The organism is Chitinophaga barathri (assembly GCF_003807585.1).
In the GTDB taxonomy this organism is placed as follows: Bacteria; Bacteroidota; Bacteroidia; order Chitinophagales; family Chitinophagaceae; genus Chitinophaga; species Chitinophaga barathri.
On the sequence record NZ_RMBX01000013.1, the window covers coordinates 88721 to 105044 of the forward strand.

Consider the following 16324-nt stretch of genomic DNA (forward strand, 5'->3'; position numbering starts at 1 on the left):
ACAAATGTTAGCATAGGGATATGGTTATAGGATTATCAAAATAAGGTCGTCGTCGAATTACACCCTTTTGGTGTTTAAGAGTCTCATATCACGATTTCTACTTCTGTCAGGTGGTATTTATAAGGCACTCGGCGCCCGTGGCCGCTACCAGATCACTCCGCACATTAATTTAACATAGGATTTCAAATATAGATTATTATTATAACTTGTATAGTAACACTTATGTGTAATTTTTAGCGGTGGATATAATAAGCGTTCGCCTGCGCCGTTGGCGTGAGTACCAGGTCATTAATGCATACATGAGAGGGTAAAGAGCAGCAGTAATACACTACGTCCGCCACGTCCCCGGCGCTCAGGGGGGTAAAACCTTTATACACATCTTTCGCACGGTTTTCGTCCCCTTTGAAGCGCACCAGCGAAAACTCTGTTTCAGCCGCCCCGGGATGCACCGCCGTCACTTTGATATTGTATAGCAGCAGGTCTATCCGCATACCCTGCGAAAGCGCATCTACTGCCGCCTTGCTGGCACAGTACACATTGCCTTTGGCGTACACGGTTTTAGCCGCCGTGGAGCCTATATTCACGATCTGCCCCTGTTTCCTTTCCTTCATCCAGGGTATCACCACCCGGGACACGTACAGCAGCCCTTTCACGTTCGTATCGATCATCGTATCCCAATCGTCGGTATTACCTTCATCGATCGTGGAAAGGTCCAGCGCGAGGCCGGCATTGTTCACCAGCACGTCTATCGATTTCCAGCTGTCTTCCAGGGAATGGAGGGCGGTTTTAACGGCATTATTGTCGCGCACGTCAAAGGCCAGCGTTTTCACCTGTATGCCGTATTCCTTTTCAAGTTGTGATTTGAATGCCTCTAGTCTGTCCGCCCTGCGGCCGGTAATGACCAGGTTGTATCCTTCTTTTGCGAACCTCGTTGCGCAGGCTTCTCCGAAACCGGCGGTGGCGCCGGTAATAAGGGCTGTTTTTCCAGTCTTCATATGTGCTGTTTATCGCAGTAAAGTTACCGTTCCTTTTTTGGAAATCCGCTGCCCGTTCAGGTCAATGCCCTCCAGTATCCAGAGGTAGGTATCGATGGCGGCGGGGCGGCCCCTGTAGTAGCCGTCCCATCCGTGGCGGAAGTCCAGCGAGTTGTACATCACTTCGCCCCAGCGGTTGAATATCCTGAAGTAATGATATTCCCTGATGCCCACCGGTATGAACCGGAAATAATCATTGGTACCGTCGCCATTGGGTGTGAAGGCGTTCGGGATATAAAACTCCGGCCCTGTATAATATTTCACGTTGATGGAATCGAATCCGAAGCAGCCCTGCTGGTTGCTGACGCGCAACCGGAAAGTGATCTCGTCGTTCCAGGTGAGCATCGGGTCGCGGACGTTCGGGTCATTGAGACCGGTGCCCGGGCTCCAGGTATAAAATTCTCCGCCCGCGCCCTGGAGTTGCAACGTTTGCCCGCGCGCCAATATCGTGTCATTCCCCGCGAAGGGGTTCACTTCGTATAGCCGCATGTTCTGCGTGACCGTGGCCTCGCAGCCGCGGTTCGTCCGCAAAGTCAGGTTCACGGAAAACACCCCGCCTGTGGGGAACCGGTAGCTGGGGCTGATGGAATTGCTGGTATCGGTGGATACGTCCGCCACGCCAAAGTCCCATCGTCGGTACACAATGCTGCCGTTCCGGTATGAGGAAGTATCCGTGAAGAACACAGGGTTTTCCCGGCAAAGGCCGCTGAGCGTAAACCCTGAGCGCAGGCCGGGATAATTGTTGATGCGGCCCACCATGCTGTCCGTACAGGGCAGCCCGGGATTTACCACGAGTTTTACGGTGTATACGCCGGTGTCCGGGAACTGGTGGAAAAATACATCACGGGTGAAGGTAACGGTGTCTGTACCATCACTGAAGTTCCATTGGAAAGAAGACGTAAAGCCCGCCACGCTATTGTTCGTAATGGGCACGCTCAGCCCCAGCGAATCGTTGCAGTGGTTCAGCAGGGCGGGGGTGGACGCGGTAATACGCGTCTCGCAATTATACACGGTAATGAGCAGGTCTTTGTGATGGACGCCCAGCAATCTTTTGGTGGCCCTGTCATATTCGGACACGCATACGGACACCACGAACTTCCCCGACCGGTCCGGTACACCGGTGATCAGGCCGTTGTTGTCTATGCTCATCGCGGGGTTGCCGCCCATGGGCGCGCCGCCGTGATAAGGCGGGATGTAACTGACGGTGGTGGTATACGGCGGAGGGCTCACGGCTTCGTTCGTCCGGCTGTTGCCGCCTGCCAGCGCGCTGCAAAGGGAATACGTAAGACTGTCCCCGTCGGGGTCAGTAGCGCGGTAATCATAACGCAGGGGAAGACCGGAGCAGATCACGGGCGCTTCATCTATACCGAAATACGCGCTGTTGTTGCTGGGGCGTGTTTCCGTACCGGGTATCCAGGTGTAAAATGTGGACCCTTCTCTTTCGGAGTTGTAGATGTTGGTCAGCGCTTCGCCGCGGCAGCAGCGCTGGTAGGAAATATAATAACCGCCTGCAATAGGCGGCAGCTCAATGGTATCGCTCCCGTAAAACGCGACTTCAAGATAAATAGTTTGCGGCGCAAGACAGGGATTCTTCAACGTATCGCGGATGGGCCGTGTATATTCTATCTCCATCAGGCGCGAAGGGCCTACGCGGTTACCTGCTGCATTAAAGATGTTGATGGGAACGGGGTTCTCAAAATAATCAAGACAACCCTGGCGGCTGCCGCATACAAAATCCCCGTCGCGGTAAAGTTTCAGGATGAAGACGTACCGGTAATTGCCTGTTGCCGTGTTGTAGCCTACTGTGCGGTAATAGATCTCCCCGCCGATAATGTGGTATGCGTTCACTGTCCCGTGGAGCGAGCAGGCGAGTATAAAAAGGAGGATAACAGATTTGCCCATGGGGTGAGGCTTTCTTGTTACTCTGAATTTACGGAAAATAAAGGGCTTGCTGAAATATAAAAGGGGGGCAGATGAATATGAAAAAGATAATAAAGTGTAATGCTTTAGTAGTTAGAATAATCGTTTTTCAGGCCCCGGAATATTTGCCTGGATGGAACGTTCGCCGGGCCTTTTATGCTGCGGGGAAGCGGGAAAACGAAGATTTCGTGCAGGCTTTTCCGTTTTACGGGGAAGTTTCTTTGGGCGGACGTCAGCGCGTTTTTTGTTACTAACGTATAAGGGTCACCGTCCCCCGTTTCTCCACCAGTTGCCCGGCGATGTTCGTACCGCCTACTATCCATACATAGGTATCGGCCGCAGCGGGATTTCCGTTCTTTTTGCCGTCCCATCCCCTGAGGTATTGCACGGAGCTGTATATTTCTTCGCCCCAGCGGTTGTAGATCCTGAAGTATTCCATTTTGGTAAAGCCCACCGGCAGTGGCCGGAATACATCGTTTACCCCGTCGCCGTTAGGCGTAAATGCGTTCGGGATGTAGAGGTCCGGGCCGGTCATAAAACGGATACTGATATCGTCTTCTCCCACGCAACCCTCGGCTGTAAAGACTTTCACGCGGTAGGTAATATCGCGGTTGTAGTTGGTGACGGGGTTGTGCACGGTGGTGCTGTTAAGACCGTCCGCCGGGGTCCAGCGGTATTGTACGCCGCCGCTTGCATTCAGCTGGAACGGCTGGCCTTTCATGACGATGGTATCATTTCCCGCAAAAGCAGGCACAGGCGGTACGACGGTGATGGTTCTTTCCGCGGTGACGGGTTTGGGGCATCCCAGTGTGTCCGTTACCGTTACTACGTAGGTGGTGGTTTCTTTCGGCCATGCAACAGTGCTCGCTTTGCGCGGGCTGGTAAGTGTTTCAGGGGGCGCCCAGCTGTAGAATGCGCCGCCGCTGGCCTGCAGCAATACTTTGTCGCCGTAGCAGATGGTGCTGTCCAGGCCGGCGAATGCCGCGGGCGGGTCCACCGTTCTGAAAAATACGGAGTCGCGGGAGGTGCAGCTGCCGAGGTCTACCTGTACATAATAGGCGCCTGTCCGCACGGGTGTTACGGTTACGGTATTGGTCCGGCTGATGATCTGCCGGGTATCCAGGTTCGTCCAGGTAAAGGAATACTCGCCATCCGCATACGCTACAAGATCCACCGGGTCGCCGGTGCAGATGAGGCTGTCCGCGGATGTTTTTACGTGGATGGTATCACGCACGTCGATGTTCACGCGTTTGGTGTTCACGCAACCGGTGAGGTCGGTGAAAGTAACGTCGTACGCAAAACTCATTTTGGGCGATACGATGGGGTCCGGTGTGTTCTCCCCGGTGATGTTATACAAAGGCCCCCAGCTGTAACTCCCTGGCATGGCGCTTTCCGCATGCAGCTGCAAAGGGTCTTTGATACAAAGCAGCGTATCGCCGGTAGCGGTGAACGGTGGTTTGTCGTATATGTTGATGACTTTTGATATCTCTTTTTCGCAGCCTTTTGTGGTGCTCATATAAAACTTAACCGTGTAATTCCCCGGCGTGGTGTATTGCCAGGTGGGGGCCTGAAGGTTGGAAGTGTCGTGTGTGAGCGCCGTTTCGCCGAAGTCCCATTTGAAATAATCGAAGGTGCCTACGTCGTTGGTGGAGGTATTGTTGAATTGAGTGGGTTTGGTGGTACAAAGCCCGTTCAGGTCAAAGGAAGGCAGCAGCATGGGGTACACCCTCACGGTGGAAAAGGCGCTGTCTCCGCAGCTGCTGGTGGGGTCCACGGTGAGTTTCACGCGATAGGTGCCGGTATCTGCGTAGGTGTGCGGGAAGGTGGCAAGACTGGTGGTGGTAAGTGTGTTCCCATCCCCGAAATCCCAGACGTATTCTTTGTTTGGCGTACTGTTATTGACAAAGTTGATCACGAAGCCGTCGCAGTCCGCGAACTTGTCCGGCAATGCGGCTACTACCTGCCGCACACAGCTTTCCACCGTAAACTGGAATTCCTTTTTATGTTCCCCGATAAACACACCGTTCCTGTATTCCATCACCGATACGGTCACGATGTACAGTCCTGCCCTGGGTGCAATACCGGAAATAATACCGGTTTTCGGGTCAATGGATGCTTTATCTCCCAATGGTTGTGCCGCGGTGAAAGGTGATTTGTAGCTCACGGGTGTGTAAGGCGGAGCATCGGATACATCCGGCTTTGGCTGGTTGCGGTCCGCACCGGTGTAAGCGGTAGAAAAGGAATATACCAGCGAATCGCCGTCAGGGTCCGCGGCGGCGTAATCGTACCTGAACTTATTGTTGGCGCATACAATGGTGCCTTTTTCAGCACTGAAGCGCGGGCCGCTGTTGGTACTGAAATTATTATGAGTGCCGGGTATTTTGGTAAAATAACTGCCGCCTACGTTGTTGTCATCGGAAAAGATATTGGTAAGACTGGTACGGCGGCAGCAGCGCTGGAAGGTGGCGTAATAACCGTTGATATTGGTAGGCAGCGGGGCCTGTACGGTGTAATAAGCGATCTGGTAACATACATATGGCGGGTTCACGATACAGGGATCAACGTCCGTGGCGGTATATTTCTCCAGGTTGTTGCGCCTGATATTACGAAGCGTGGTGTAGTAATTTCCCGCGCCGTCATAGATGGCGATGTTCACTTCGGCGTCTATTTGTGAGGCCGTCGCATCGCAACGCACAAAAAGTTTGAGTGTGAGCTCGTAATTGTTGCCACTGGTGGTGGAGTTCTGCCAGGTATAATACATTTCACCGCCGATAATATGATCAGCCCTTGAAGCCAGGGAAATCAGGCCCAGGATGGTTATCAGAAAGACGGTCCGCAATATTGAGCTGCTGTGGCAGTGAATCTAGTTGATTTTTAAATTGTCCGTTGGCAAAATTCGACAAACTGGTAAAGTATCAGGTTACTTTCCTCGTATACTTCCAGGTGCCCGGTATGACCTACCTGGTCTATGATGTGAATGCTGGCAACGGCCGGCATGGTTACCTGTGAAAGAATATTGTCTAATGGCACTGCCTGGTCTTCCTTCCCGATAAAAAACAATACCGGCACTTTGATCTCTTTCAGCACAGCCGTGCGGTCCGGCCTTTCCATCATGGCTTCATAATACGCGATCAGGGTTTCCACCGGTATTTTGGTGGCCTGCTGGATGAAATTATCCACCCTGGCGCCCTGGTTGATCCTGAATGTGGCTGCGAACATATTGGGCAGCAGTTGCCGGAGGAATTGTTCCGCGCCGTATTGGTTGAGCATACGGATGGATTTCCTGCGGCTTTCTTTTTTCTCTTCACTGTCCGGTTTGGCGGTGGAGCTGAATAGTCCCAGCCCTTCCAGCAGGTGCGGATATTTTTCCGCGAAGGCCAGCGCCACATATCCACCCATACTATGCCCGATCACGGTGGCCTGGCTGATGCCTTCCGCGGTCATCATGCCGTAAATGAATTCTCCCATGCTGTCCATGGAAAGGGGCTGTGTAATGGCGGATTTGCCTGTTCCCGGCAGGTCCGGCACCAGTACGCGGTAATGAACGCGGAGGAAAGCGGTCTGGTGTTCCCAGACGGAATAATCTTCCCCATAACCGTGGATCAGGATCACTGCTTTGCCTTCTCCTTCTGCCCAGTAAGTGCCTTCATGGCCTCCGTTGTTAAATGTTTTCCACATGTTGCCTGCGAATTACCCGTAAAATAATGGTGTATGCCACCAGCAATATACAAAAGATCAGGGGAGCTTTGGCCGTGAAACCGCTATATTTTACGTAGAACGTTTGATGGTAGTAAGGTGTTACAGCATGTTTGATCACGGCTGCTTCCCAATATGGCTGAGGATCAATGACCGTGCCACGGGGCGTGATAAAACAGGAAATGCCGGTATTGGCGCTGCGGGCTACCCAGCGGCGGGTCTCAATGGCCCTCAGGCGGGCATATTGCAGGTGCTGCCGGTGTCCTTCGGTATTGCCCCACCAGCCGTCATTTGTACACACTACCAGCAGGTTGGCGCCTTCCCGCACTTTTTCGGCCACAAAATCCCCATATACGGATTCGTAACAAATAGCCGTAAAGATATTGCACTGCTCATCCGGGTTAAAAAACAGCGGTACGCCGGGCGTCAGGCCATAGCTGCCGGAAATGCCGCCCATATTCAGCGCGAGTTTTTTCATGAAGGGCAGGTAACGCATGTACGGCGTCAGTTCCACGCCCGGTACCAGTTTGGCTTTGTGATAGATCTGTATGTTGAGCGAAGTGTCTATCTCTATGGATGAATTAAACGCATCGTAGTATATTTCCCCGTTCATGATGCGCGCGGTGGCGGGCACATCTTCCGTGGGGAGGTAACGCCTGAAGGTGGATGCCCCGGTGACGATCTTCGCGCGGGGGTGCTGTGCCAGGAATGCGCGGATCTCCATCACTTCGGGCTGATCGTTCAGCAGGTGTTCCCAGGCCCCGCTGGGGAAAAGCGCCGTTTCGGGCCATATTATAAAACGGGTGGTGCTGTCTGTTTTTTCTTTGGTGAGCGCCAGGAATTTGTGCAGCTGGTCCATGGCTGCTCCTTCGGAGAATTTTTCGTCGTAAGGGTCGATATTCGGCTGTACGATCACCACGTTTTTGGAAGGTTCCGTGGTTTCCGATTCGGCGGTGATCACAAAATAAGATACCGCCAGCGGGAAAAGGAGCAATAACAATGGCTTCCAGCCATCCTTCCAGAGAAAGAACCATCCCGGCTCGTGCTGACCGCGGCGCCAGGCCTGGTATACGAGGATGTTCATCAGCAATACCCACAGGGAGCCCCCCATCGTGCCGGTGTATTCGTACCACTGCACCCATCCCGGCCGCATCGCAAATACATTGCCCAGGGTAAGCCAGGGCCAGCTCAGCTCCCATTGCTGGTGGATGTATTCAAAGGTCAGCCAGTAGATGATCAGCGCGAAATAACCGGTAACGCGGTCCACCCTTGCGCGGGTACGTTTGTATCCCCACCATGGAATGGTCATCAGCAGGGCATTGAATGCATTCGCGAAAATGCCGCTGGCCGGTACGGTGGTATTGCCTACCCACCAGGTGCTGCCGGTGTTCCAGATCCAGAACGCAAGGAACAGCAGGCCGAAATATACGCGCCCGTCTTTCACACGGTCCGTAATGGCCAGCAAAGGCACCAGCCCGATAAAAACAAGGAAGGTCAGCGGCGAGGAAGGCCAGGCGGCCCACATGAGTAACCCTGATAAGATACTGAGCAACAGGGGAAAGCGTTTTCGCAGGAATGCATTCATCTTTCAAATGTAAAAAGGAAAAATGTAAATAAGGACGGGGAGGGGAAAGCTAACGGAAATGTAAAAACGTAAAAAAGGGCGCACCTGGTGGTACGCCCTGTATCTGCGGATTTTATCTTTCTGTAAGTTATCTGCTGTAGTTCGGTGCTTCCTTGGTGATCACCACGTCGTGCGGGTGGTTTTCTTTTACGGTAGCGGAAGTGATCTTCACGAACTGTGCGTCCTGGAGGGCTTTCATATCTTTTGCGCCTACATAACCCATGCCTGCGCGGAGGCCGCCAACAAATTGCTGTACCACTTCAGCCAGTGTGCCTTTGTAAGGAACGCGGCCTACAATGCCTTCCGGAACGAGCTTTTTGATATCGGCTTCAACGTCCTGGAAATAACGGTCTTTGCTGCCTTCCGCCATGGCCTCAATGGAGCCCATGCCGCGGTATGATTTGAATTTACGGCCTTCGTAGATGATGGTTTCTCCGGGGCTTTCTTCCACGCCTGCGAAGATAGAACCTGCCATGATGGTGGATGCGCCTGCTGCGAGGGCTTTCACCATATCGCCGGTATAGCGGATGCCGCCATCCGCGATCACGGGAACACCTGATTTTTTCAGGGCCTGTGCTGCGTCCAGGATCGCGGAGAGCTGCGGGAAGCCTGCGCCGGTCACCACGCGGGTGGTACAAATGGAACCGGGGCCTACGCCTACTTTCACGGCGTCAGCGCCTGCGGCCACGAGAGCCAGGGCGCCATCCGCGGTAGCTACGTTGCCGCCGATGATCTGCAGTTTCGGGAAGGATTTTTTCAGTTTTTTGAGGGCTTCCAGCACGTAGATGGAATGACCATGCGCACTGTCCAGCGTTACAACGTCCACGCCCACATGCAGCAATGCCGCGGCACGGTCCTGGAGATCGGGGGTGATGCCGAGGGCCGCACCTACCAGCAGCCTGCCGTAATTGTCTTTGGCGGCGTTGGGGAAGCTGGTGAGCTGGATGATGTCGCGGTAGGTGATGAGGCCTACCAGTTTACCTTGTTTATTTACAACCGGCAGCTTTTCGATGCGGTGCTGCTGGAGGATCTTTTCTGCTTTTTTCAGATCGGTGCTTTCCGGCGCGGTTACCAGGTTGTCCTTGGTCATCACTTCGGCGATCAGTTTTTTGGTATTGGCTTTTTCAAAGCGGAGATCCCGGTTGGTAAGGATGCCGATGAGTTTTTTGTCGCCGTCTACGATGGGAATACCGCCGATGCCGTTTTCTTTCATCATGCGGAGGGCCTGGCCTACGGTGGAGTCTGCGCTGAGGGTAAGCGGGTCGAGGATCATGCCGCTTTCGCTGCGTTTCACTTTTCTTACCAGCTCGGCCTGTTTTTCCACGCTCATGTTCTTATGCAGGATGCCGATACCGCCTTCACGCGCCAAAGCAATGGCCAGTGTGGCTTCTGTGACAGTATCCATAGCGGCAGACACCATGGGTATGTTGATCCGTATGTTCCTGGTAAGTTGTGTGGAGATGTTCACTTCTCTTGGCAGTACCTCTGAATAAGCTGGCACAAGTAAAACGTCGTCGAAGGTGAGACCGTCAGCTACAAATTTCTGTTTGGATTTTCCCGCAGGCATATTGCAATTATTTTGGTAGTTTCTTAAATAATTGCACGCAAATGTACGACTTTTCCCCGGATTCCAATCAGCTCATATTCATGTACTGATTAATTGATATGTATGACCGGGCATAGACCGTACCAGCCCCAGCATTTCCAGCTGCATCAGCTCCTCCGTCATTGAGCTTCGCGGAATCCCGCTTTGGTATTGCAGTTCGTCTATATTTACCTGGGAATGCCCCGATAATATATGTAAGATATCCTGCTGTTTGGGCTTCAGCGAAAGGAACAGGCTGCTTTGTACCGCGGGCCTGGGTGTGGGGGCGGCGGGCCGCCAGTCCAGCATCCGCAGCACGTCTTCCGGGCTGGTCACGAGGGCGGCTTTGTTTTGTTTCACCAGGTCCAGGCAGCCAGCGGAAGATTCGTCCCCGATCCGGCCGGGTATGGCCAGCACATCCCGGTTATACCCGCAGGCAATGTCCGCCGTAATGAGGGAGCCGCCGCTGCTGCCGCTTTCTACCACCAGTATCGCATCACAAAGCCCCGCCACGATCCGGTTGCGCCGGGGGAAATTCTGCCGGTTCAGTTCGGCGCCGCTGCTGAAGTCGGACAACAGTCCGCCCGTTTCGAGCATCTGCCCCGCAATGCGGGCGTGGGATGCAGGGTACAACCTGTTCAGCCCGTGCGCCAATACTCCGATGGTGGGCAGCCCATGTTCCAGTGCGGCCTGGTGCGCGGTAATATCAATGCCGTACGCCATACCGCTCACGATCGTAATGCCATGCGGCGCCAACGCTTTCACAAAATCCCTGCAAAGCCCGCTGCCGTAAACCGTGGGCCTGCGTGTACCTACAATGCCCAGTACTTTTTCCGGTTGAAGATCGCCTTTGCCTTTGTAATACAAAAGCACGGGACTGTCATAACAATGCTGCAAACGTTTCGGGTAATCGTCATCTGTATAAAATACCGGCCTGATATGATGCCGTTGCAGAAAACGCGCTTCCGCCTCCACACGGTAAAAGTCCCTGAAGTTTTTGATCGCCGCGGCTTTTACTTCGCCAATGCCGGGTATGCTTTCCAGCTCACGCCTGCGCGCCTGGAAAATGGCCGATGCCGAACCAAATACTTCGAGGAGTTTTTTTGCTGCCACATCTCCCACCAGCGGCAGGAATGTAAGGGCTATACGATAGTGAAGCTCTTCGCGCATGGGTTAACAATTTTATCTAATTTCACCATAAATTTCCGGTTCTTCAAATTTAAACCCGCATTTTTCTCCACACTCAAAAATACCGTATATGCGTTATTGTTACCTGCTTGTTGTCATGGTCTTTTTCGCCTGTAAATCCACGCAGCCGGTTGCCACATCGCAGCCATCAATAGGCGGCCCCGCATGGGCGGCCCTCTGGCAGCAACGCGCGGCGGAATACAGGGCTTTATGCTTCCAGGCATACCAGCTCGCCGGTGAGAGAGTAGAGGTAATGAGCCACCAGCAAACCCTCCGGCCCCGCGCAATCGTAACGGACATCGATGAAACCGTGCTGGACAACAGTCCGTACACCGCCAAAACAACCCTGGAAGGAAAGACCTGGAGCCAGGCCACCTGGGAAGAATGGACATCCAAAGCCGCCTGCGACACAGTGCCCGGTGCGCCTTCTTTTTTTAAATACGCCGCCGAAAAAGGGTTCACCATTTATTATGTAACCAACCGCCTTGAAAACGAACGCGCCGCTACACTAAAAAACCTGCAACGGTATAATTTTCCCTTCGCGGACAATGAACATCTCATCTTATCAAACGGTAATTCAAACAAGGAAGAACGGCGTGACGCCATTGCGAAAAAGTATGAAATAGCGATGCTGGTGGGCGATAACCTGGGTGATTTTTCGGAAGACTTTTACAGGAAAACGCCCGCGGAGCGGAACGCAGCCGTAGAGCGCCTGCACGAACTGTTCGGCACACGTTTTATCATGTTGCCCAATGCTATGTATGGCGATTGGCTGAGCGCCCTCGTACCCAAAGGCGCGAATGCGGACAGCGCATTGAGAAAAGCCATCAGAACTGAATAGGAACAGGCAATAAATTCTCTGCACTGAAAGTGCAGCGGTTTGGAATCCGGACTAAAGTCCAGCTTCGGTGTTGATCCTCCACATGAGTGCCCCAAGCAGGTGCAAAGCCCGTCATTGAGAGGAGCAGCAGCGCTAAAGGAAAATAACAGCCCGTCATTGCGAGGAGCAGTTGAGCCAGGTGGGAGGGGCGACGAAGCAATCTCCTCCATCGAATGGATGTACGCCAATATCTGGAGATTGCTTCGTCGCGGCTCCTGCACAAATCCCCGCTGCTCCTCGCAATGACGACCTTTCGGGACGCTTTTTTATGTATAAAATTTATTCCTCCAATAACCCGAACTGCGTCAGGTGATGCCGGAAATGTTTCTGATGAAACCGCAGCCAGCCTTCATAATCAAGATATCCAAAGACCGGGTGGGGCGAAGTATGCTCCGGGTGCAGATCATACACCTGGTGAAAATGCGCAAGCCCTTCATGTAAGGATCGTATCGCCGTTTCAAGATCGGGATGGGCAGGCGGCCGGTCTTTGTAGACCGGATTCATAAAGTCTTTTGGCAGCGGCTTATCTGTTTCCAGCCACCGGCGCAGCTTGGGAAGCGTTTCCTCCGGCGACAATATCTCCGTTCCCTCATCGCTCGCGGAGTGCCGCACAATCCCATCCAGGTGTTCTATCATCTGTTGTGCATTCATACGGCCCCATGCCGGTGTTGTATCCGGCTGGAGTTTTTCAAGCACGGCGGCCAGCGTGGCGGGTTGCGACAGAGGGAATAATGCGATCATACCGGCAAGTTATTACAAACTGATCACTTTCAGTTCCGTACGCCTGTTTTGCGCGCGGCCTGCTTCTGTATCGTTGCTGTCTATTGTTTTGGTTTCCCCGTATCCTTTCGCTTTCAGGCGCTCCGCCTGTATGCCGTGCTGCACAAGGTATTCCACCACGGATTTCGCACGGTTCTGGGATAATTGCAGGTTGGCCGCATCGCCGCCCACGTTGTCCGTATGGCCGCTGATCTCTGCTACCATGGTGGGATTTTCTTTCAGCAATGCCACGAGTTTATCCAGTTCTGTGGCGGACGCGGGGTCCAGCGCAAACTGGTTCGAGGGGAAAAATATATTGCGGAGCACCGCAATGGCATTTGCTTCCAGCGGGGTAAGCGGCATGTTTTTTTCGAAGGGCTGATCTGTTTTGGCTTCCTTCAGCGAGAAGTTATCCGAATAAAAAAGATACCCTTTCCTGTTGACGGAAAACGCATAGTCTCTGCCGGTAGGCAGAGGGATAAGATAATCGCCGTTGTCGTTGCTGCGGATGGTGGCAACGGTGAGTTTTGTTTGCAGATCTATCAGGTCCAGGCTGGCCGTGAGGCGGCTCTTGGTTTTGGCGTCGTATACATATCCTTTGAGATATAGCGTGGGCATGGGCCTTGCGCTTTCGTACAGCTCAAAACTGTAGATGTCCAGCGAGCCTTTGGAATCGGAACGGTCGGAAGCATAATAGGCGGTTTTGCCGTCTGCCGCTACGGTGAGGCTGCCTTCTTCTTCGATCGTATTGATGGGATACCCCAGGTTCACCGCCGGGCCCCAGCTGCCATCCGCCTGTTTGCGGGAATAAAATATATCCAGCCCGCCAAATCCGGGATGGCCGTCGGAGGCGAAGAAGAGGGTCTGCCCGTCAGCATGCAGGAAGGGTGTGGTTTCCCGCCCGCGCGTATTGATCTGCGGGCCGAGTCTTTCGGCAGGCGTCCATTGCCCTGCCGCATTGCGCACGCTCATAAAAATATCAGCGCCGGCATCACTTGTTTCGCGGGTGAAATACAGCGTTTGTTTATCGGGTGACAGGCAGGGCTGTGACTCCCACTGTTCAGTATTGATGGCGGGGCCGATGTTTTTCGGTTTCTGCCAGCCCTGTGGTGTTTTGATCGCAAAATAAATGTCGCAGCTGCCGCGGCCGTTCGGAAAGTCACAGCCGGTGAACACCAGCATTTCCCCGTCCTGGGAGATATTCTGCGCGCCTTCGTTGTAAGCAGTATTCACGGGCTCGCCCATATCGCGGCTGGTCTGCCATTTCAGGCTGTCGTGGTCCGCAATATAAAAGTCTTCATCGCGGCCACCCACACGGCGGGTGTATACGAGTGTTTTGCCATCTATGGTAGGGGAGGGGAAATATTCCGGGTCGGGAGAATTGATCTGGTCCCCGAGGTTCTGCGGCTGGAAAGGCACGGGTGTAGTGGTAACGGCAAATTCCATGTTCTTTTTCAGCTGGAGGGCTTTGGGAGATGGATTTTTTGCTGTTTGCGCGTATTCTGTAAGCATGGCCAGCGCTTCTTTGAACTGTCCGTTGCCTGCCAGGGCGCGTGCGTAGCTCGGGCGGATGGAGCGCAGCCCGTCAGGATCAAGTTTTTCCAGCTGGGCAAAGGCTTCCAGTGCGGCGGGATATTGTTTCATGGCGATATAGGTAAGCCCCAGCTGGCCATATGCATCGGGAAAGGTAGGTTTCACCTTGATGGCTTCTTTCAGGAATTTAACGGCATCGTTGTATTCATATACGCGCATGGCATCCATGCTTTTTTCAAACAGTTCCATGGCTTTTTTGTCGGCCTTATCGGCCTTTTGAGCCATCAGCGGCAGACTGCAAACGCAGCAGAGGAGTAACAGGAGTTTTTTCATAGTCGGTTGCTAAATAACGAAAAAAGAAGGGTTTTATGATGGAAGCGGTCATCTTACCGGCCGGATTACGGTTGTTGGAGTGTATGGATTCCTTAGTTATCAACCGGAAGCGCCATGTGGAGGGAAAGGAAGTGACTTTGATTGTTCCCGGTATTACGGAACATTGATGTACTTGTGGATCTGCAACGATATCTGCCACTGCGGGTTATCTTTCACATAATCCACGATCAGCGGCGTCATTTCGGCGGCGCGGCTCCATTCGGGCTGAAGGTACAGCCTGCAATGTTTGCCAGCCATGGCGGCGTATTTCTCCGCCCAGGCAAAGTCAGATTTATTGTAGATGATGATCTTCAGCTCATGCGCCTGGGCACAAACTTCAGCGAGGGGGGCTTTGAATTTCTTCGGGGAAAGCGTGATCCAGTCCCAGCTGCCGCTTAAAGGCGAAGAACCGGAGGTTTCGATGTGGTTGCGGAAACCGGCTTTGTGAAGGGCTTTGGTAAGCCCGTCCAGGTTATGCATCAGGGGCTCGCCGCCGGTGATCACGGCAATGCGGCCGGGATTGGCGGCGGCTTCGCGCACGAGGTCCGATATAGCGATCTGCGGATGTTTGTCCGCATCCCAGCTTTCTTTTACGTCGCACCATACGCAGCCCACATCGCACCCGCCGAGGCGGATGAAATAGGCGGCTTTTCCCTGGTGGAATCCTTCACCCTGCAGGGTATAAAAAGATTCCATCACGGGCAGCGCTGCTGTTTGTATGATGGTGGACTGCATCTTGCAAAGGTAGCTTAAAATCAGTTCTGGTTGCCTTTCTGGCCAATGGCGGCATGATAGGTGTTCTTCAGCAATGCCGCGATGGTCATGGGGCCTACGCCTCCGGGAACGGGGGTGATGAAGCTGCATTTGGGCGCTACTTCGGCGTAGTTCACGTCTCCCACCAGGCGGAACCCGCTCTTTTTGGAAGCGTCCGCCACGCGGTTGATACCCACGTCTATCACCACCGCGCCTTCTTTTACCATGTCCCCGGTCACAAAATCAGGACGGCCGATGGCTGCCACGATAATGTCCGCCTGGAGGCAAAGTTCTTTCAGGTTGTGCGTATGGCTATGGCAGAGGGTTACGGTGCAGTTGCCGGGATTGGTGTTCCGGCTCAGCAAAATGCTTACAGGCGTGCCTACGATGTGGCTGCGGCCTATCACTACAGCGTGTTTGCCTTTGGTGTCGATCTTATAATGTTCCAGCATCAGCATGATGCCGTAAGGGGTGGCGGGAATGAATGCGGGAAGACCGGCTACCATTTTGCCCACGTTCATGGGGTGGAAGCCGTCCACGTCCTTACTGGGATCAATGGTGTTGATCACCAGTTCTTCGTTGATATGTTTCGGGAGGGGGAGCTGCACCAGGATGCCGTCTATATCCACATTTTCATTGAGCATGTTAATGTGGTCCAGCAGGTGTTTCTCCGATATGGTAGCCTCAAAACGCAGGAGGGTTGAATTATAGCCGATCTCCGCGCAGGATTTCACCTTGGAAGCCACATAGGTTTCGCTCGCGCCGTCGTTGCCTACCAGGATGGCGGCCAGATGGGGTGCTTTTTTGCCCTGGGCTTTCAATTCGGCCGTTTTAACGGCCAATTGATCTTTAATTGCCTGTGAAGTGAGTTTGCCGTCTAAAATTTGCATGCGCAAAGGTATGGAAAATGACGGACAATTGAAAGGGGCCGCCCCGGTCTGAGCGGCCCCCTGAAGGTTGATAAAAGAACGCGGGAATTA

Annotated in this window: 12 protein-coding genes; 1 reads left to right on the plus strand and 11 read right to left on the minus strand. The window is 53.4% G+C overall.

All coding sequences use genetic code 11. The features are described 5' to 3' along the window. Positions 1-233 precede the first annotated feature (233 nt). The 7 genes from EG028_RS22020 to dprA all read right to left on the minus strand — a co-directional run bounded on the left by EG028_RS22020 (position 234) and on the right by dprA (position 11029). Positions 234-995, minus strand: a complete 762-nt coding sequence (locus EG028_RS22020) for an SDR family NAD(P)-dependent oxidoreductase (RefSeq protein WP_120518568.1) — start codon at positions 993-995, stop codon at positions 234-236. Between the two features lie 9 nt (positions 996-1004). Next, positions 1005-2936 carry a PKD domain-containing protein gene (locus EG028_RS22025; RefSeq protein ID WP_120518567.1) on the minus strand — a complete coding sequence of 644 codons (1932 nt, stop codon included), beginning with the start codon at positions 2934-2936 and terminating at the stop codon, positions 1005-1007. Positions 2937-3204: 268 nt separating this feature from the next. Next, entirely contained in the window at positions 3205-5793 is a 2589-nt protein-coding gene (locus tag EG028_RS22030; protein ID WP_120518565.1) for a PKD domain-containing protein, read from the minus strand. Between the two features lie 35 nt (positions 5794-5828). Continuing rightward, positions 5829-6632: an alpha/beta fold hydrolase gene (locus EG028_RS22035; RefSeq protein ID WP_120518564.1), complete on the minus strand. Its 804-nt coding sequence runs from the start codon at positions 6630-6632 to the stop codon at positions 5829-5831. Further along, positions 6616-8175, minus strand: a complete 1560-nt coding sequence (gene lnt, locus EG028_RS22040) for an apolipoprotein N-acyltransferase (RefSeq protein ID WP_185096827.1) — start codon at positions 8173-8175, stop codon at positions 6616-6618. The genes EG028_RS22035 and lnt overlap by 17 nt, the downstream gene beginning before the upstream one ends. 187 nt (positions 8176-8362) lie before the next feature. After that, positions 8363-9841 (minus strand): IMP dehydrogenase, encoded by a 1479-nt coding sequence (gene guaB / locus EG028_RS22045; RefSeq protein ID WP_120518562.1) that lies wholly within the window; start codon positions 9839-9841, stop codon positions 8363-8365. Between the two features lie 78 nt (positions 9842-9919). Then, the gene (gene dprA, locus EG028_RS22050) at positions 9920-11029 is read right to left on the minus strand and encodes a DNA-processing protein DprA (protein ID WP_120518561.1); all 1110 of its coding nucleotides are present in this window, start codon (positions 11027-11029) and stop codon (positions 9920-9922) included. An 88-nt stretch (positions 11030-11117) separates the two neighbouring features. Here dprA and EG028_RS22055 point away from each other — a divergent pair, with 88 nt between their 5' ends. Then, positions 11118-11888 carry a 5'-nucleotidase, lipoprotein e(P4) family gene (locus EG028_RS22055; RefSeq protein ID WP_120518560.1) on the plus strand — a complete coding sequence of 257 codons (771 nt, stop codon included), beginning with the start codon at positions 11118-11120 and terminating at the stop codon, positions 11886-11888. A gap of 318 nt (positions 11889-12206) precedes the next feature. On the opposite strand, the gene EG028_RS22060 is transcribed toward EG028_RS22055, so the two are convergent. The 4 genes from EG028_RS22060 to EG028_RS22075 form a co-directional block, all read right to left on the minus strand. Further along, positions 12207-12668, minus strand: a complete 462-nt coding sequence (locus tag EG028_RS22060) for a DUF1569 domain-containing protein (RefSeq protein ID WP_120518559.1) — start codon at positions 12666-12668, stop codon at positions 12207-12209. Positions 12669-12680: 12 nt separating this feature from the next. Beyond that, the gene (locus EG028_RS22065; protein ID WP_120518558.1) at positions 12681-14552 is read right to left on the minus strand and encodes an OmpA family protein; all 1872 of its coding nucleotides are present in this window, start codon (positions 14550-14552) and stop codon (positions 12681-12683) included. 153 nt (positions 14553-14705) lie between these two features. Continuing rightward, on the minus strand, positions 14706-15326 hold the full coding sequence (locus EG028_RS22070) for a 7-carboxy-7-deazaguanine synthase QueE (RefSeq protein WP_120518557.1): 621 nt from the start codon (positions 15324-15326) through the stop codon (positions 14706-14708). Between the two features lie 20 nt (positions 15327-15346). After that, positions 15347-16234 (minus strand): bifunctional 5,10-methylenetetrahydrofolate dehydrogenase/5,10-methenyltetrahydrofolate cyclohydrolase, encoded by an 888-nt coding sequence (locus tag EG028_RS22075; protein WP_120518556.1) that lies wholly within the window; start codon positions 16232-16234, stop codon positions 15347-15349. Positions 16235-16324: the final 90 nt, after the last annotated feature.